Source organism: Promicromonospora sp. NPDC057488 (genome assembly GCF_042802395.1).
Taxonomy (GTDB): Bacteria; Actinomycetota; Actinomycetes; order Actinomycetales; family Cellulomonadaceae; genus Promicromonospora.
In genome coordinates, this window is record NZ_JBHVEG010000001.1 from 1 (window position 1) to 16,425 (window position 16,425).

General features: G+C 71.4%; 16 protein-coding genes. 3 read left to right on the forward strand and 13 right to left on the reverse strand.

Annotated elements, in window-relative coordinates; translation table 11 throughout:
* Nucleotides 1–50: 50 nt before the first annotated feature.
* From ACFU5G_RS00005 to ACFU5G_RS00045, 9 genes are all read right to left on the reverse strand, one after another.
* A complete protein-coding gene (locus ACFU5G_RS00005) occupies nt 51–1,733 on the reverse strand; it encodes a cellulase family glycosylhydrolase (protein WP_377239408.1) in 1,683 nt (560 codons plus the stop codon).
* A 161-nt stretch (nt 1,734–1,894) separates the two neighbouring features.
* On the reverse strand, nt 1,895–3,499 hold the full coding sequence (locus tag ACFU5G_RS00010; RefSeq protein WP_377239410.1) for an FAD-dependent oxidoreductase: 1,605 nt from the start codon (nt 3,497–3,499) through the stop codon (nt 1,895–1,897).
* On the reverse strand, nt 3,496–4,578 hold the full coding sequence (locus ACFU5G_RS00015; protein WP_377239412.1) for a LacI family DNA-binding transcriptional regulator: 1,083 nt from the start codon (nt 4,576–4,578) through the stop codon (nt 3,496–3,498). The genes ACFU5G_RS00010 and ACFU5G_RS00015 overlap by 4 nt, the downstream gene beginning before the upstream one ends.
* Nucleotides 4,575–5,660, reverse strand: a complete 1,086-nt coding sequence (locus ACFU5G_RS00020) for an ABC transporter ATP-binding protein (RefSeq protein WP_377239414.1) — start codon at nt 5,658–5,660, stop codon at nt 4,575–4,577. The genes ACFU5G_RS00015 and ACFU5G_RS00020 overlap by 4 nt, the downstream gene beginning before the upstream one ends.
* Complete coding sequence (locus ACFU5G_RS00025; protein ID WP_377239416.1) at nt 5,657–6,820, reverse strand: ABC transporter ATP-binding protein; 1,164 nt, start codon at nt 6,818–6,820, stop codon at nt 5,657–5,659. Before ACFU5G_RS00025 ends, ACFU5G_RS00020 begins: the two co-directional genes overlap by 4 nt.
* Entirely contained in the window at nt 6,820–7,728 is a 909-nt protein-coding gene (locus ACFU5G_RS00030; RefSeq protein ID WP_377239418.1) for an ABC transporter permease, read from the reverse strand. Before ACFU5G_RS00030 ends, ACFU5G_RS00025 begins: the two co-directional genes overlap by 1 nt.
* A 5-nt stretch (nt 7,729–7,733) precedes the next feature.
* Nucleotides 7,734–8,804 carry an ABC transporter permease gene (locus tag ACFU5G_RS00035; protein ID WP_377239420.1) on the reverse strand — a complete coding sequence of 357 codons (1,071 nt, stop codon included), beginning with the start codon at nt 8,802–8,804 and terminating at the stop codon, nt 7,734–7,736.
* Between the two features lie 2 nt (nt 8,805–8,806).
* Complete coding sequence (locus tag ACFU5G_RS00040) at nt 8,807–10,468, reverse strand: ABC transporter substrate-binding protein (RefSeq protein WP_377239423.1); 1,662 nt, start codon at nt 10,466–10,468, stop codon at nt 8,807–8,809.
* Between the two features lie 174 nt (nt 10,469–10,642).
* On the reverse strand, nt 10,643–11,095 hold the full coding sequence (locus ACFU5G_RS00045; RefSeq protein ID WP_377239425.1) for a hypothetical protein: 453 nt from the start codon (nt 11,093–11,095) through the stop codon (nt 10,643–10,645).
* A gap of 176 nt (nt 11,096–11,271) precedes the next feature.
* On the opposite strand from ACFU5G_RS00045, the gene ACFU5G_RS00050 reads away from it, so the two are divergent.
* Nucleotides 11,272–12,105, forward strand: a complete 834-nt coding sequence (locus ACFU5G_RS00050; RefSeq protein WP_377239427.1) for a TIGR02452 family protein — start codon at nt 11,272–11,274, stop codon at nt 12,103–12,105.
* On the opposite strand, the gene ACFU5G_RS00055 is transcribed toward ACFU5G_RS00050, so the two are convergent.
* Entirely contained in the window at nt 12,106–12,636 is a 531-nt protein-coding gene (locus ACFU5G_RS00055; protein WP_377239429.1) for a histidine phosphatase family protein, read from the reverse strand.
* 95 nt (nt 12,637–12,731) lie between these two features.
* On the reverse strand, nt 12,732–13,364 hold the full coding sequence (locus ACFU5G_RS00060; RefSeq protein ID WP_377239432.1) for a DUF4240 domain-containing protein: 633 nt from the start codon (nt 13,362–13,364) through the stop codon (nt 12,732–12,734).
* Nucleotides 13,365–13,540: 176 nt separating this feature from the next.
* Between ACFU5G_RS00060 and ACFU5G_RS00065 the strand changes: the two genes are divergently transcribed.
* The gene (locus ACFU5G_RS00065) at nt 13,541–14,638 is read left to right on the forward strand and encodes a hypothetical protein (protein ID WP_377239434.1); all 1,098 of its coding nucleotides are present in this window, start codon (nt 13,541–13,543) and stop codon (nt 14,636–14,638) included.
* Here ACFU5G_RS00065 and ACFU5G_RS00070 read toward each other — a convergent pair.
* Nucleotides 14,635–15,285: a hypothetical protein gene (locus tag ACFU5G_RS00070; protein WP_377239436.1), complete on the reverse strand. Its 651-nt coding sequence runs from the start codon at nt 15,283–15,285 to the stop codon at nt 14,635–14,637. The genes ACFU5G_RS00065 and ACFU5G_RS00070 overlap by 4 nt on opposite strands.
* A 127-nt stretch (nt 15,286–15,412) precedes the next feature.
* Nucleotides 15,413–15,847: a winged helix-turn-helix transcriptional regulator gene (locus tag ACFU5G_RS00075; protein ID WP_377239438.1), complete on the reverse strand. Its 435-nt coding sequence runs from the start codon at nt 15,845–15,847 to the stop codon at nt 15,413–15,415.
* Between the two features lie 64 nt (nt 15,848–15,911).
* On the opposite strand from ACFU5G_RS00075, the gene ACFU5G_RS00080 reads away from it, so the two are divergent.
* Nucleotides 15,912–16,310, forward strand: coding sequence for a nuclear transport factor 2 family protein (locus tag ACFU5G_RS00080; RefSeq protein ID WP_377239440.1), 399 nt, complete (start codon nt 15,912–15,914; stop codon nt 16,308–16,310).
* The last annotated feature ends 115 nt before the right edge of the window (nt 16,311–16,425 follow it).

Genomic DNA, 16,425 nt, shown 5'->3' on the forward strand with positions numbered 1-16,425 from the left:
GTGTCAGACGTACAGGTCGCTCGGGTGACCTGTACGTCTGACACCCGCCGCTAGCCGGCCCGGACCGCGACCTCGAACACCCGGGCGACGTCCGGCGTGTAGTTCGACGGGTCGGTGATCACGAGCCGCACCTGGTCGACGGCGGCGGCCGGGCCCGGGGCGCTGGCCAGGCCGAGCGTGTTGTCGTCGAAGGCGGCGGCCTGCTGCCACCCGGCGGACGTGTGCACCTCGACCGTGAAGTCGCGCAGCACGTTGACCGATCCCCCGCCCACGAACCCGCTGTACACGTCGACCTGGTCGACGACGGTGGGCGCGTCGAGCGTGATCGTCAGGGTGGGCGTGGTGTCGCCCGACGCCGACAGCCAGCGGCCGGCGTTGGTGCAGTCGCCGTCCACCGCCTTGTCGGCCCCGCTGGTGGCGCTGTTGGACGACGACGCGACCGCCGTCGCCCCGACCGCCGCGTGGGACGCGCACGGGGAGGCGTACGGCTGGTCCGCGAGCCACGCCTTGATCATCGCGCCCTGGTGCTCTCCCCCGAGCAGGTTCCAGTCGTGGTCGAACATCTGCGGCTTCCAGTAGTTGTCGAAGAGCCACGCCGTCCAGCTGATGTGCGGGCGGGCGTCGAGGTACTGACGCAGCGGGATGCCCCACCCCGACGTCGTGCCCTGGGTGACCACCGGGTCGGAGAACTCCCCGGGCGGGTTCCAGCCGAACTCGGTGAGGATCACCGGGATCTGCTGGGCCGCGTTGCCGAACTTGGCGTCCAGGTTCGCCGCCGTGGCGTCCCCCTGGTTGGGGTACAGGTGGTAGACGTACGCGATGTCGTTGCCGGCGATCGGGTCGGCCGCCGCCTGGTTGACGTACGTGCTCCACTGCGGGCCGCCCATGAGCAGCAGCGTGTCCGGCGCGACCGCCCGGATCTCGTCGACGACCGGCTGGATGTACGCCTTCCACGTGGCCCAGCTCGCCGGGGCGACCGGCTCGTTGAACACCTCGTAGATCACGTTCGGCACGTCGGCGTACAGGGGCGCCACGTAGTCCCAGAACTCCGCGACGGTGGACTGCGGCACGCCCGTGCTGCCGTAGTCGGACACGTAGTGCAGGTCCACGATGATGTAGATGCCCAGGTCCACTGCCTGCTGCACGTACGGGTCCACGTATTGGGCCACGTTGTCCTCGACGCTGAGCGACCCCCAGACCGTGACGGGCAGGCGCACGACGTCGGACTGCCAGCCGTCGGACACGGTCATGTCGATCACGTCGGAGATCGGGCGCGGGTTGCACTCGGGGCACTCGGCGTTGTGCCGGGGCGCGAGCACGGACACGCCGCGGAGCTGGACCGGGGTGCCGGACGCGTTCACGATCTTGTTGCCCGCGGTGCCGAGGCGGGAGACGGCGGCGGGGGCGGCGTCGGCTGCGGCGTCGGCTGCAGGGCCGGCGGCGGGCGCAGGGCCGGCGGCGGGCGAGGCGACATCAGGTGAGAGGGGGGCGGGCGCGACCTTGGCCCGCTCGACGTCGGCGGGCGCGATGCCGGCGGGTGCGGCACCCACGGCTCCCGACGCCGGAACCGCGAGCCCCAGGCCGGCCACGACGAGCGCGAGCGCCGCGGCGGCGACTGCGTGCCGGCCCGCTGTCCGTCCCCGCCGCGGCGGCCGGGCGGCGGGCCGCGAGACGGGTGGAGCGGGCCTGATGGGCTGGGGCTCGCGCCCCCTGAAGAGGATGTTTCGCAGCACGATGGTTCTCCGTTCTTCGTCGAACGAGCGGTCGAGCTGGTACAAGGCATGGCACAGATGAGATCGGTCGGCTGCACTGAGACCGGTCGGTTGACTGACCGATCTCAGGTCATCGGACCGATGTCGATGAGTTCGGTCCCCTGCCTCTGGTCACCTCCCCCTCACTCGCGGTGGGTGCGGATGTCGTCGGGCCAGGCGAGCGTGGTGCCGAGCGTGTCGGTCAGGAGGCGCTGGTAGTCGGCCAGCCGGGCGGGGTCGTTGCGTACCTTGCGCGGCGGCAGTCCGCGGTCCAGGCAGAACGCGACCAGGGCCCCGACCGCCTCGCCGATGCCCCACTCCACGGGGTGCAGCCGGTAGCAGCCGTTGGTGATGTGCGTGGTGCCGATGTTCTTGCCGGCGGGCAGCAGGTTCTCCACCCGCACCGGCACGAGCGCGCCGAGCGGCACCTGGAACGGGTACGCCTCGATGTCCACGTAGGAGCGGCCGGCGGTGCTGGGGTGCAGGTCGATCCGGTACCGGCCCAGGCCCACGGTGTCGGGGAAGATCTCGCTGCCCGCGCCGTCGGGCCGGGCGAGCACGCCCACGTGCTGCTCGGTGACGGTGAGCTCGGCCTGGATGCGGCGGGCCTCGCGGATGTACGGGGTCTTGGCCAGGCCGTCGGGCGTGCCTGTTACGTCGGGGCGCAGGCGCAGCCCGGGGTAGCCGGTGCCGCCGTCGGTCCGGGGCGCCTCGGTCTGGAGCCAGTGCAGGAACGAGAACGACAGGTCCCGAGAGCCCGCGAGCGCCGCCGCGCGGGCGGCGTCGTCGACGCCGGGGCCGAGCAGGGGCGCCGCCCAGTAGTCGATCTGGGGCCAGTTGACGATGGTGACGTCGCGGACGGCGCCGTCGGCGAAGTTCTCGCGGGCCAGGACGCGGCGGAAGGTCCACAGCGGGAAGTGGGCGTTGCGGGCGTGGTCGGCCTCGAACAGGCGCGAGGTGCGCGGCTGCAGGGTGATGGGTACGACGTCGTCGAAGGAGAGCTGGGGGCCGGGCCAGAAGGGGGCGACGGCGGTGCGCCAGTGGTCGTACCCGGCGGGCCGGTCGACGGTGTGGTCCTCGCCGGGCCGGTGCTCCAGGGCGAAGCACCAGGAGATGGCCTGCTGGTCGAGGGGGTCGGCGACGGCGGGGGCGTGCGGCTCGCCGGTCTGGTCCTGTCCCTCGGCGCCGATGACGTGCTCGACGTCGGCGAGCTCCAGCAGGTCGCCGAGCTCGGTGGCGTCCACGACGTAGGCGGCCTGGACGGTCGTCTCGGTGCCGGTGCGCGTGTCGCGCAGGGTGACGGCGTCGACCTCGTCGCCGGAGGTGTGGGCGGCGACCGGCTCGTGGCACAGCAGCAGCTCGATCTGCCCGCCGGCACGCCAGGGCGCGATCATCTCCTCCAGGACGGCGGCGGCGACGCGCGGCTCGTGACAGAGGTGGCTGACGATCCCGAGGCCGGGGTCGAGCAGGGGGTCCGCGGCGGCGCGCGGCGTCAGGGGGTAGTTGCGCCGGTAGTAGCCGCGGACGCGGCGGCGCAGCTCGGCGTACCCGGGCGGGGCGTACCGCTCCTCGATCCAGGTGTGCTCGTCGGGCGGCACGGCCTGCGCCGTGAGCTGGCCGCCGAGCCAGTCGGTGGGCTCGGTGAGCACCACGCGCCGGCCCAGCCGGGCCGCGGTCAGGGCTGCGGCGACGCCGCCCATGCCGCCGCCCACGATCAGCACGTCGGTCTTGCGCTCGCTCACGCTCATGCGGTGCTCCCCTTCGTCGGTGCAGGCGGTCCGGCCGGCGGCGCGGCCACGGTCTCTCCCTCGACGACGACGCACGGCACGAGCACGTCCGCGACCGGCGTGCCGGGCTCGTCGAGCAGGCCGACGAGCGTGTCGATGGCGAGGCGGCCCACCTCGCGGCGCGGAATCTGCAGGCAGTCCCAGTGCACGGCGGCGTCCGCACCCACCCCCTCCAGGACGGCGACGGACACGTCGCGCGGCACGGTCAGCCCCCGCTCGGCGAGCCGCTCCGCGAGCGGGTTGGCCAGCCACTCGGCGTCGGCGACGACGGCGGTGACCGCGCCGTCGGCGACGGCGTCGAGCCAGGCGGCGTCGAGAGCGCCGTCCGCCAGCCCCGGCTGCTCCGGCGACCTGTCCCGCAGCCCGCGCCGCGCGACGGCGGACTCGTAGCCGCGCCGCCGGTCCGCGTACGACTCCTCGTCGATCCCGGCGCTCAGGTAGGCGATCCGCTCGTGCCCGAGGTCGGCGAGGCGGTCGACGATGGCGGCCGCCGCCGACTCGTAGTCCGGCACGACGCACGTGATGCGGGTGCCGGGCACCTCGCGGCGGCCGATGTGCACGAACGGGTACCCGTCGGCCTCCAGCCGGGCCAGCTCGGCGCGGTCGGCGGCGACGCCGAGCAGCACCGCGCCGTCGGCCACGTTGAGGCGGTTGACGCCGTCGCGGTAGACGCGGCGCCGCCCGTCGCTGCCGCCCGTGGAGGTGAACAGCACCAGGTCGTGGTCGATCTCCTCGGCCCGCTCCTCGATGCCGAGCAGGAACTCGAAGTAGAAGTCCTCGCGCGCCCGCGGGAACACCGCCTCGAAGGTGTGCACGCCGAGCATGCGGTTGCGGCCGGTACGCAGCTTGCGCGCCGTCGGGTTGGGCACGTAGCCCAGCTCCTTGATGGCCTCCTGGATGCGCCGGACGGTGGCCTCGGGGATGCGGGCGGCGTCCGTGTCCCCGCCGATCACGCGCGAGACGGCGGACTGCGAGACGCCGGCCAGCCGGGCGACGTCGGACTGGCGGGGCGCCCGGGCGCGGCGCGGGGTGGTGGTCACTCGTTCTCCTGGGTGGGCTCCGGGGTGGGTTCCGGAAGGGTACGGTCGGCGTGCAGCCAGCAGCGGGCCCAGCGGCCCTCGCCGAGGTCGGCGCGCGGCGGGGCCTGGGTGCGACACACGTCCATGGCGAACGGGCAGCGCGGGTGGAACCGGCAGCCGGCCGGCGGGTCGATGAGGCTGGGCGGCTCGCCCAGGCCGTCGGCGTCGGCGTCGAACACCGCCTCCCGGTCGCGCGCGCCCCGGCCCGGGTCGGGCGACGACTCCACGAGCAGCCTCGTGTACGGGTGCTGCGGGTCGGCGATGACCTGCTCCTTGGGCCCGCCCTCGACCATCTCGCCGGCGTACATCACCACGATGTCGTCGCAGAGGTAGCGGGCGCTGGCGATGTCGTGCGTGATGTAGAGCAGGGCCAGGCCGTCCTCGGTGCGCAGCCGGTCGAGCAGGTTGAGCATCTCCAGGCGGATGGACACGTCGAGCATCGAGATGGGCTCGTCGCCGAGCAGCACCTTGGGTTCGACGGCGAGCGCCCGGGCGATGACGACGCGCTGCCGCTGCCCGCCGGAGAGCTCGTGCGGGAACTTGTCCACGAACTGCTCGGTGGGCGTCAGCGCGACGCGCTCCAGCAGCTCCCGCACCCGCCGGTCCAGCTCCGCCTTGCCGCGCACCCCGTGGTGCAGCTTCAGGGGCCGCTCCAGGTTGTGCCGCACCCGGTGCAGCGGGTTCAGCGACCCGAACGGGTCCTGGAAGATGAGCTGCACGTCCTTGTGGTAGCCGCGCTCGACGCGCCCGCGCCGCTGCCGCACAGGCGTGCCCTCCAGGGCGATCTCGCCGCTGGTGGGGGCGTAGAAGCCGGCGAGCAGCCGCGCGAGCGTCGTCTTGCCGCTGCCCGACTCCCCCACGAGCGCCACCGCGCGGCCGCGGTGCAGGTCCAGCGTGGCGCCCTCCACGGCGCGCACCACGGAGCGGGCGCCGACGGCGGAGCGGACGGCGAAGTGCTTGGTCACGTCGACGGCGGCCAGCACGGGGACGGACGGCGCCCCGGCGCCGGTCGCGGACGGCGTGGGAACGGTCGTCGCGGTCATCGCGATCCTCCTTCGGTGCGGACGGACGCCGGGCGGGACGCCGAGCCGGACGCGACGCTGGTCGGCCCGGATGCCGAGTCAGGTGCCGGGTCCGGTCTCCCGGTCGGTTCGTGCAGCCGGCACGCGACGGCGTGCCCGCCCTCCGCCGTCCGCCCGAGGGTGACCAGCTCCGGCAGGTGCGTGTCGCACCCCTCGAACCGGGCCGCGCACCGCGGGTGGAACGGGCAGCCCGACGACGGACGGCGCAGGTCGGGCGGCGTGCCGGGGATCCCGGTGAGCCGCTGCAGGGGCGCGTGCAGGGGCGGGAACGAGTCCCGCAGCCCGCGCGTGTAGGGGTGGCGGGGGTCGTCGTACAGCTCCCGCGCTGTGCCGAGCTCGACGATGCGCCCCGCGTACATGATGGCGATGCGGTCGGCGAGCTCCAGCAGCAGGGACAGGTCGTGCGTCACGAAGACGACGGCGAACCCCAGCGTCCGGCGCAGCCGCAGCACCTGGGCCAGGATCTGCCGCTGCATGACGACGTCGACCGCCGTCGTCGGCTCGTCCATGACCACCAGCTCCGGACCGCACGCGAGCGCCAGCGCGATGCTGGCGCGCTGCCGCATGCCGCCCGACAGCTCGTGCGGGTAGCTGCGTGCCCGGTCCCCGGAGATGCCTACCGTGGCGAGCAGCTCGGCGGCGCGCGCCCAGGCGGCGGCGTTGCTCAGGGACCGGTCGTGGGTGCGCAGCGCGTCGGCGAACTGCGCGCCGAGCCGCATCACGGGGTTGAGGGCGTCCATGGCGCTCTGGAGCACGATCGACAGGGAGGTCCAGCGCAGCGCGCGCAGGGCCTTCGGGCTCGCGGCGACCAGGTCGATCGCGGGTCCGCCGTCGCGCGGGTGGAAGACGATGCTGCCCGCGGTGGTGACGGCGGGCGGCCGCTGCAGCCTCGTGAGGGCAGTGATCAGGGTGGACTTGCCGGAGCCGGACTCGCCGGCGACGCCCAGGATCTCGCCGCGGCGCAGCGTGAAGGTGACGTCGGCGCAGGCACGCACCGGGTCGCCGTCGGTCACGTACTCGACGGTGAGGCCGGTGACGTGGAGGACGTCGCCGGGAGCCTCCCGCGCGGCGGTGGTGCCGGCGTCGTCGTGGTCGGTGTCGGACATGATCTGGGTGACCATCAGGCATCGCTCCCTACGGCGGTCTCGTTGGCGCGGTCCCGGGTGCGGCGCACCACGGACCTCCGCACCGTGCGCAGCTTGGGGTTGGCCAGCTCGTCGACGCCGAAGTTCACCAGCGTCGCGGCCGTCGCGACCAGCGCGATGCACAGCCCCGGCGGCACGAACCACCACCACATGCCGCGCAGCACGGCGCTCTGCTGCTGGGCGGCCTGGATCATGGTGCCCCAGCTGATCGCGCCGGAGTCGGAGATGCCGAGGAACGCGAGGCCTGCCTCGGCCATCACGCCGCCGATGACGCCCGACAGGAACATGGCGGCGATCCAGCCGGTCAGGTGCGGCAGCACCTCGTGGAACAGGAGCCGGTGGTGCGGTTCGCCGAGCGTGCGCATCGCGAGCACGAAGTCGCGGTTGCTCACGCTCATGGCCTGCGCCCGGATGGTGCGGGCACCGCCCGACCAGCCGAAGAACCCGATGATCAGCGCGATGACCCACAGCCCCGTGCCCTGCATGTAACCGGCGACGATGAGGATCAGCGGCAGCACCGGCATCACGATGAACAGGTTCGAGAGGAAGTTGAGCCAGGAGTCGGTGCGGCCGCCGAAGTACCCGGCGGGCAGCCCGACCAGGATTGCGAGCGCCGTGCCGATCACCGCGGAGAGGAACCCGACGAACAGGGAGCCGCGGGCGCCCTCGATGGTCTGGGCCAGCACGTCCTGCCCGAACTGGGTGGTGCCGAGCCAGTGGTCGGCGCTCGGCGGCTGGCCGATGGCCGTCAGGTCGTTGGCGCGCGGGTCGAGGCCGGGGATGCTCGACGTCAGCCAGGGCCCGAGCAGGGCCAGGAGGACGAAGAAGAGGATGACCGACAGGCCGACGCGGACCTTCCAGCCCTTCAGGAGTCCGGATCTCATGGCGCTCACCCCTGTTCCCGGATGCGCGGGTCGAGCACCACGTAGAGGGAGTCGGCCAGGAGGTTGGCGAGCAGGGTCGCGAGCGTCACGATCAGGAAGACCCCCTGCATCATCGGGTAGTCGCGCTTGTTGAGGGACTCGAACAGCAGGTAGCCGATGCCGGGGTAGCTGAACACGGTCTCGGTGAGCAGGGCGCCGCCGATCACGCCGCCGAGCGCCATCGCGAAGCCGGTGAAGCTCGGCAGCATCGCGTTGCGGGCGGCGTACCGCAGGATGACGCGGCCCCGGGAGAGGCCCTTGGCCTGGGCCAGCAGCACGTAGTCCTCCCGCACGGTGGTGACGGTCATGTTCCGCATGCCGAGCAGCCAGCCGCCGAACGCGGAGAACACGATGGTCGCGGCGGGCAGCGCCCCGTAGTGCATGACCGAGGCGAGGAACGGCAGGTTGAACCCCTCGGCGAGGTTGGCGTCGTAGCCGCCCGACAGGGGGAACCAGCCGAGCACGAACCCGAACACCCACAGGGCCAGCAGCGCGACCCAGAAGTACGGCACGGACGACAGGAACGCCGTCAGCGGCGTGAGGATCGAGTCGAGCCGGCTACCGGCCTTCCACCCCGCGATGACGCCGAGGCCCGTGCCGAGCACGAAGGCGAGCACGGTCGTGGTGCCGACCAGCAGGAGCGTCCACGGGAGCGCCTGGAGCACCAGCTCGCTCACGGGGACGGGAAAGTTGACGACGGAGACGCCCAGGTCGAACCGCGCTAGCTGCCCCAGGTACCCCACGAACTGCTCGGCGAGGTTCTGGTCGGGGTCGCCGAAGATGGCCCGGATGCTCTCCAGGGTCTCCGGCGGCACCTGCTGCCCGCTGACCCGCTGCAGCTCCTCCACGATGGCGGACGACGGGTCGCCCGGCATGAGGCGCGGCAGCAGGAAGTTGAGCACGATCGCGGCGGCCGCGGCGGCGGTGTAGAAGCCGAGCCGGCGCAACAGAAACCCCCAGCGGCGCACGGCCCGCACCGTGGTGGGCCGGCCGCCCGACGCCGGGCGAACCGGGGCCAGCGCCTCCGTCGTCGTCATGGTCAGTCCTCCGCCGGCTCGAGGTCGAGCATCGTGAGGATGAGGTCCGGCCCCATGCCGACGAACGGGATGTGGTCGAAGTTGTCCGGCGTGGGCCAGCCCGACCAGCGCTTCGCGTTGATCTCGACGAAGTAGAAGTTGTCGTACAGCGGGCTGAACGGCACCTCGTCGACCACGAGGTCCTGCATCCGCAGGCCCAGCTCCTTGAGCTCGGCCTCGTCGTCCGTGCTCTCCATCGCGGCGATGATCTCGTCGGCCTCGGCGTTGGACCAGCGGCCCTGGTTGAGCGTGGCCGACTCCCCCACCGGCACCACGAAGTCGCTGTCCAGGAAGCCGTAGACGCCGTAGACGCCGGCCCCGCCCGTGGACGCCGCGGTGATGTCGAAGTCACCCAGGTTCATCGCGTCGTAGTAGCCGGCGGTGGGCTGCCCGGCGGGCTCGACCTCGATCCCGAGCGAGTCGCGCCAGCCGTTGATCATGATGTCGGCGTAGCTGCCCCAGGCCCAGTCGTTGTTGAACAGGATGGTGGGCTTGTAGCTCTCGCCGTCCTTGACCAGGGCGCCGTCCTGCACGGTCCAGCCGCCGTCGGCCAGCTCGGCCTTCGCGGCCTCGACGTCGACGGGCCACGGGTCGGCGAGCTCGGGGTTGATCCAGTCGGCGTAGACCGTCGCGTTCAGCCCGGTCGGGCCGGACTCGGTGTCGGGTCGCTGCAGAGTGGTCGTGATGGCGGTGCGGTCCACGGTCATGGCCAGCGCGCGGCGCACGTGGACGTCGTCGAACGGGGGCCGGCCGGCGTTGAACATCGCCGACATCGCGCCGCCGTTCGGGTAGAGCTGGTACAGGTTGTGCTCTGGGTCCTTGGCCGTGTACTCCTGCTCGCCGTTGGCCCAGGAGCCCTGCGCGATGTCGATGTCCCCGCGCAGCAGCTGCGCCTTGGCGGCGTCCGCGCTGGTCGGGATGATCTTGTAGGTCGACATCGGCAGCTCGCCGCCCCAGTAGTCGTCGCGCGCGGTGAGGGTGACCTGCTGCGGCTTGAACTCGGCCAGGGTGAACGGGCCGGTCCCGACAGGCTCGGGGTTGGTCCAGGTGTTGAGGTCCTGGTCGCGCCAGACGTGCTCGGGCACCATCGGCAGCAGGATGTTGGCGAACTGCTTGACCGTGGCGAACGACGGCGCGGCGAACGTGACCGTGAGCGTCAGGTCGTCGACCTTCTCGGCCTTCTCGTAGGTGACGCCCGCGATCGAGAACTCCGGCTGCTCGATCGGCAGGTTCAGCGAGAAGACGGCGTCGTCGGCCGTGAAGGGCTCGCCGTCCGAAAAGGTGACGCCGTCGCGCAGGTGGACCGTGAGGGTGGTGCCGGCGTCGTCGAACTCCCAGCTCTCCGCGAGCCACGGCTCGACCACCGCGCCGTTGCTGTAGTCGATCCGCATGAGCGGCTCGTAGACCAGCTCCATGTTGGGTGCCTTGTCGACCGCGGGACCGACCACGTTGTAGTTGTGGACGAACGTGGTGCCGCCGTCCGTCTTGCCGTAGATCATCGTGTCGTCGCGCCCGCCGGCGGTCCCGTCGCCGGACGGCGAGCCGCCCGCGCAGGCCGAGGTGAGCAGGACGAGTGAGACGACCAGCGCTGAAACGCGCCGTCCGAACGATCGTGCGTGTCCCATGCCAGATCCCTTCCGCTTCGTCGAGGTGGATCGATCGCTGGTGAGGCGATGCTCATACGTATGAGCAGTGGCCCGCAACGGTGCGAAGGGTTGCTCTTACGTATGAGCGAGGACATTAGGGGCGGTTCGGGCGGGGTGTCAACACCTTGGGCTGGAGGTTTTCGAGCGACAGGTTCAGGGGAGCTCGCGGGCCTCGGGAGGCATCTCGTCGTCGATCGCCGCGCGGACGAACTGGACCAGGGAGTGCTGCGGACCGAGGGTGAAGCGCTTGGACACCTTGAAGACCGGGTAGGCGGCGAACTCAGCACCCTGCACCACGGCGGCGCGCTGCTCGGCGTCGTAGGACCACCGCGCGCCGGTGCCGTGGCGCACGATCACCTCGCCGACGTAGGCGCCCATGCCGAGGCTGAAACCCTTGTCGAGGTCGGCGGGCGACGCCGACTCCAGCAGGGTGCCGATGAGGACCTCGAGCGCCGTGATCGACTCGACGGTGTAGTCGAAGAGGTCGGCGGCACGGGAGTTCAGCACGAACTCGTCCGCGAGCCGGCGCATGAGGTCCGCCGTCTCCTCGTCGCTGGGCGGGCGGACGTCGTCCGTGCCCTTGGGCTTCCTGCGCCACCATGCCATGCGGCCATGATGCCAGGGTGGCGGTGCCCGCCCGGCCGGCGAGGTGCGCTTCTACCCAGCGACTAGGCCCGGAACCAGCGCGATTTCGGGCCCAATGACTGGGTAGAAGCGCACCTCCTCGTCTCGCGGATCATCTCGATTGACCGGCCACGATTCCAGCGGCCAGTATTGCCGCCGTGACCTCGTCGAACAGGAACCGGGACCGGTTCCGCGCCCTCGCGGCCGAGACCATGGACGCCGTCCGCGCCGGAAGCTACAGCGCACACGGGCGGCGCGTCGACATAGCCGACCAGGTCGCCGCCGCCGTCGCCGGGACGCGCCTGATCCTCCCGGACGCACCGCTGGCCGAGGGCGCGCCCTGGTCCGGCGCCACCACGGTCGAGGTGCGCGACGAGTCGAGCCTCGCCGCCGCGCGGCGCCTCGGCCCGGGCACCGCGTGCCTGGTCTTCGCCTCGGCGCGCAACCCGGGCGGCGGGTTCCTCAACGGCGCGCAGGCCCAGGAGGAGGCGATCGCGCGCAGCTCGGCGCTGCACGCGACCCAGACCGTCGTCCCCGAGTTCTACGAGCACCACCGGCGGGAGACGTCCCTGCTCTACAGCGACCGGGTCATCGTCTCCCCCGACGTCCCGGTCTTCCGGGACGACGACGGCGCCCTGCTCGCCGAGCCGCACCCCGTCACGTTCCTGACGGCGGCCGCACCGAACCGGGCCGCGATCGAGCGCAACCAGCCCGACGACGCGCGCGCGGTCACCGCGACGCTGGTCCGCAGGGCGGCCCGCGTGCTCGACGTCGCTGCAGCCCACGGCAGCCGCCGCATCGTCCTGGGCGCGTGGGGCTGCGGGGTGTTCGGCAACGACGCGGCAGAGGTCGCCTCTGCCTTCGCGGAAGCGCTGGCCGAGCGGCCGAGGTTCGAACACGTCACCTTCGCGATCCTCGACGCGCGACCTGGGCAGCCGGTGCTGGGTGCATTCAAGGGGCGCCTGCAGACCTCGGTGGCTCGGACCCGTTAGCTACCCACCACGCGTCGCCTCGCCCACGGTGATCACGTCCGGCATCGCCAGGGTCCCCCACCTCTCCAGGTCCGGTTCGGTCCCGGTGAGCTCGGCGGCCAGCAGCGTCCACGCCGTCCCGTGGCCGACCAGGACGACGTCGCGCCCAGGATGCTCCACCACGATCTGCCGCACCGCGTCGACCACCCGTGACCGCGTCCGGCTGATCGGCTCCCAGCCCGGACGCACCTCGGTGTGTGGGGTCGCGAATGCTTCGCGGACGACGTCCGCGAAGTTCGGCACCCATCCGTTGCCGATGCGGTCGTGCTCCCTGAGGTCTTCGACTACCGGCACCTCCCGCCCGGCCAGCAGGAGCGCGGTGCGTTGCGCTTTCGGCTCGGGCGAGGTGAACCAGACGGCGTCGGCCGACCACGGCGCCCGCGACGCCAGGTCCGCCACCTGGTGCTCGTGCTCCGGGTCCAGGACCCATGTCGATGCCGGGACAGCCGGGTCGATGATCGGGCGGCCGTGCCGGACCAGGTAGAGAGCCACGGCGCAAGGCTATGCGGCGCTCGCGAGGCGGCCGCGGAACGGCCAGCGGCAGGCACAACGGATCAGAACAGCGCCTCGCAAGAACGAGCCGTCCGTTAGGGAAGGCGGGCCGCCGGCATTCTGGGCCTGAGTCGTTCGGCGAACACTTCTGCCAAGCGAGGCAGTCGTCGACGGATCTCGTCTGCATCGCTGACGTCCCATGGCTCATCCGATTGCGCTGGTGCGACCTGTGCGGCTCGAGCTTCGTGCTCGGGCTCAGACCCAGCCACCCAGAAATCGTCCTCGTCCTCAGCACCCGTGACGCGTACCCAGGCATCGACGGCAGACGACACGATCGACTCGAACGAGACCTCCCGACGCAGCCCGGCACCACGAGCCGAGGCAGTCGCGCCGGCCACGATCGGGTGGTCGACGAGCGAGTCCGGATCAGTCAGCGCCGCCTCGAACGTCCTCCTGCCCAGGAGGATCACCCCGTCACGGAAGTCCATGAACGTGTCGTCGCTGACATACCCCTCGATCAGGAACATCGCCGCTGCCATCGCCAACGTGTCCGCCTGATGGGCGAACGCTGAGGCCACACCGTTGAAAGCGACGATCCCTTGAGCGTCCAGGCGCCCGGCCAGCACATCGACGACACAATCCGACAACGCCGCCTCACGCTGGGTACCCACGGCTTCTGCCCGGCCCCGGATCTCATCGACCACCAGCCAGAACGTCTCCGCATCCATGGCACGGACAGTAGCCATCCTGACTGACACCCGTGTCGAGGGATGTCGCCACCACTTGCCCTGGGCCGACCGAGTACAGGGTGCCGGCCAATCATCCTGTTCGGGTGACGTCGACTCCCCGCGTTTCGGCGATGTTGGTTCTTGAGCCCGGCGGCAGGCACGCAAGGAGAACCGACATGAGCGATCCGACACCCCTCCCCCGGATCTTCCGTCGCCCCGTCGACAGTACGGAGTCGCGCGAGTCGACGGCCCTCCTGGTCGGCGCGGGCGCCTTCGTGCTGGGAACCCTCGTAGGACTCGTCGTCTTCTGGGGCCAGGACGTGCCGATCGCCGGCCGCGGCTCGATCGGCGACTTCGCAGCCCTCGGCGGCGCGTTCGTCGGCGTCGTCGCGTTCCTCCTCGGCTGCGCCCTGCGGCGCAGCCAGGCCCGACGCGAGAAGGCGGACGACGACGCCCGTCCGCGACTGCGCTGGTTCGACATCGCGGCCCTGTCCCTGGCACACGGCGTCATCGCCCTGCTCGGCTGGATCGGCGCCGCGTCGGTCGTGAGCCGGAGCCTCATCGGCGCGACCGCATACTCGACGTCGGCCGCCGTGCTGGGCGGGGTCACCCTGGCCGTAACCGCCTACCTGGTGTTCCTCTCCGCCGTGAACCTGACGCCGATGATGCTCGCGCTGGTCCTGGCGGTGTTCCTGGCGGTCGGCGTGCTCGCCAGCATGCTCAGCGCCACCGACCCGCTCTGGTGGCAGATGAACCTCAGTGCCCTGGGCATGAGCGACGACGTCTCGGCGCTGGCGTTCAACCTGACGCTGATCATCGCCGGCGCCATGGTGACGACCATCGCGCACTACGCGACCGCCTACCTCCCGCACTCCACGCACCGAGAGGCACGGGGACGCCGTCGGGTCCGGACGGCGCTCATCCTCATCGGCGTGCTGCTGGCCTGCGTGGGGATCTTCCCCGTCGACGACTTCTTCGCCGTGCACACCACGGCCGCGAGCGGGATGGTCGTCGTCTATGTCGTGCTGGTCGCACGCTTGCGTCGGCTGCTGCCCTCGATGCCGCGGGTGTTCGTGCTGCTCGGCTACGTCTACGTCGCCGTCATCGTGGTGCTGGTGATCTTCTTCGTCACCGGGTACTACAACCTGACGGCGGTCGAGCTGGTCGCGGCGGTGCTGATCTTCAGCTGGATCATCGTGTTCCTGCGCAACACCGGGGCGGTCGAGCAGTCCCGGGAAGGATCGGTGCTGAGCCAGCGGGCGCTCAACAACTAGAAGACCGTCCCCCGCGACTCCGGTACCCGGGAGAGGTCTCGCATCGCGGTGTCGCTGCCCAACAGTCGGGCCAGGTGTGTCAGCAGTCGCCGCGCCTCCTCGCTGATCGACGGCTCGAGCTCGCTGACCGCATAGGTGACGTGCTCCAGCGCCAGGCCGTACTCAGCATGCTCCACGTAGCTCGCCGAGGTCGCGAGGTCGAAGGGCCTGATCTGGCCGGCGAGGTCGTGGAGCACGTCCCCGAGCACCCGCTCCAGGTAGGAGAAGTATTCGGTCCGCCAGGCTCCGGGCACATCGTCCTCGAAGAGCCGAGTGGTCAGCAGCATCGGGTCCTGCCAGATCTCGAAGCAACCCGCCATGGCCAGGCCGTCGGCCGTATCGACGCTCAGCCATTCCCTGGACGCAAGCCCGGTCAGCGCGACGCACCACGCGTGTGCCCCCGTCCAGGGCGACGAGGCGACGTCGGTCAGCTCCGCCCACACCCCGTACGCGACCCCACCGTTCTCGGCCGTATCGATCACCTCGTCGAGGATCAGCCCGCACGTCTCGACACCGATCTCGTAGGCGCCGCTGCCCGGTTCCAGTACCCGCCGGGCCGCGGCCGTCATGATCGCGTTGAGCCGCGTATCGGCCTCGCTCTGGTTCACCGCGCGAGACTACTTCTCGCAGCTATGTGACGCCCGCATCGCGGAGTTCGAGCGATACAGCGGGACCCATCCGCGGACCGCCTGAACGACGGCCGGCGTCACCCTTTCGGGCCGCCGTGCCGCCGCTTCAGGACGGAGGCAGCCGCCCCGCGGCGTCGGCCGGACCCAGGTTCGTCAGGATCTGGTCGTCGAGCACGCTGTCGTACCGGGACTGGGCCTCCAGCACCTCCCCGACGTGTGCTTCGGCCCAGACCTCCAGGGCGAGCAGCGGCTCGTGGAGGGTCCGGCCGAGCCGGGTGAGCCGGTAGCGCGCCGCGTCGTCAGCGTCACGGAAGCGCTCGACCATGCCGTCCCGTTCGAGAGCACGCAGCGTGTCGATCAGCACCTTCTTGGTGATTCCGCCCACCTGCGCGTGCAACTCCGAGAAGCGGAGCGGAGCGCCGTGCAGAAGGATGACGATCATCGCCGTCCACTTGTTGGCGATCCGTGCGAGGGACTCGCGGGACGGACAGCTGGCCGAGAAGACGGTCCACTGCCGCGTCCCGGGCTCCTTCGTGGTCACGTTGAGGTAACCGCCTCTCCGTCCGCATGCTGAGGTCCCAGGTAACCCGAGGATGGGAGCAATGATGTCGGCAAGTGATGTGATCGCGCGATACGGCGCCGCCATGGCGGCAGGCGACATGGCCGCCCTCCGAACTGTGCTGAGCGACGATGCGGTGTGGCACCAGCCCGGTTCCAACCAGCTCTCAGGCGACCACGTGGGCCCTGAAGCGATCGTCGCCCACCTGGGTCGGTTCATGGAGCTCAGCGGTGGGACGTTTGTACTGACCACGCAGTCCGTGGCCGACGCCGGGGCCCTGGTCTCGACCACCGTGCGGTTCACCGCCTCGCGAGCCGACCAGCCCGACCTCGACCAGCACGGTGTCGACGTCTTCCGGGTCGCGGGAGACCAGATCGCCGAGGTCTGGCTCGTCAGCGAGGACCAGGCCGCCGAGGACCAGTTCTGGGGCAACGGACAGCCGTAGACTCGCGGGTCGATCACCCTCGGCCGGGCCAGGACCGCTCCTGTCAAAGGATCGGCCCCCGCCCGCCGAGGACTGGTCGCCCGGCGTGGTCCTGCTCGTTCCCGCGATCCCGTCA

Coding starts and splice junctions, on each gene's coding strand:
- ACFU5G_RS00080 (WP_377239440.1), top strand. CDS start 15,912: ATGTCGGCAAGTGATGTGATCGCGCGATACGGCGCCGCCATGGCGGCA.
- ACFU5G_RS00060 (WP_377239432.1), bottom strand. CDS start 13,364: ATGGATGCGGAGACGTTCTGGCTGGTGGTCGATGAGATCCGGGGCCGG.
- ACFU5G_RS00010 (WP_377239410.1), bottom strand. CDS start 3,499: ATGAGCGTGAGCGAGCGCAAGACCGACGTGCTGATCGTGGGCGGCGGC.
- ACFU5G_RS00040 (WP_377239423.1), bottom strand. CDS start 10,468: ATGGGACACGCACGATCGTTCGGACGGCGCGTTTCAGCGCTGGTCGTC.
- ACFU5G_RS00030 (WP_377239418.1), bottom strand. CDS start 7,728: ATGAGATCCGGACTCCTGAAGGGCTGGAAGGTCCGCGTCGGCCTGTCG.
- ACFU5G_RS00065 (WP_377239434.1), top strand. CDS start 13,541: ATGAGCGATCCGACACCCCTCCCCCGGATCTTCCGTCGCCCCGTCGAC.
- ACFU5G_RS00025 (WP_377239416.1), bottom strand. CDS start 6,820: ATGGTCACCCAGATCATGTCCGACACCGACCACGACGACGCCGGCACC.
- ACFU5G_RS00035 (WP_377239420.1), bottom strand. CDS start 8,804: ATGACGACGACGGAGGCGCTGGCCCCGGTTCGCCCGGCGTCGGGCGGC.
- ACFU5G_RS00020 (WP_377239414.1), bottom strand. CDS start 5,660: ATGACCGCGACGACCGTTCCCACGCCGTCCGCGACCGGCGCCGGGGCG.
- ACFU5G_RS00045 (WP_377239425.1), bottom strand. CDS start 11,095: ATGGCATGGTGGCGCAGGAAGCCCAAGGGCACGGACGACGTCCGCCCG.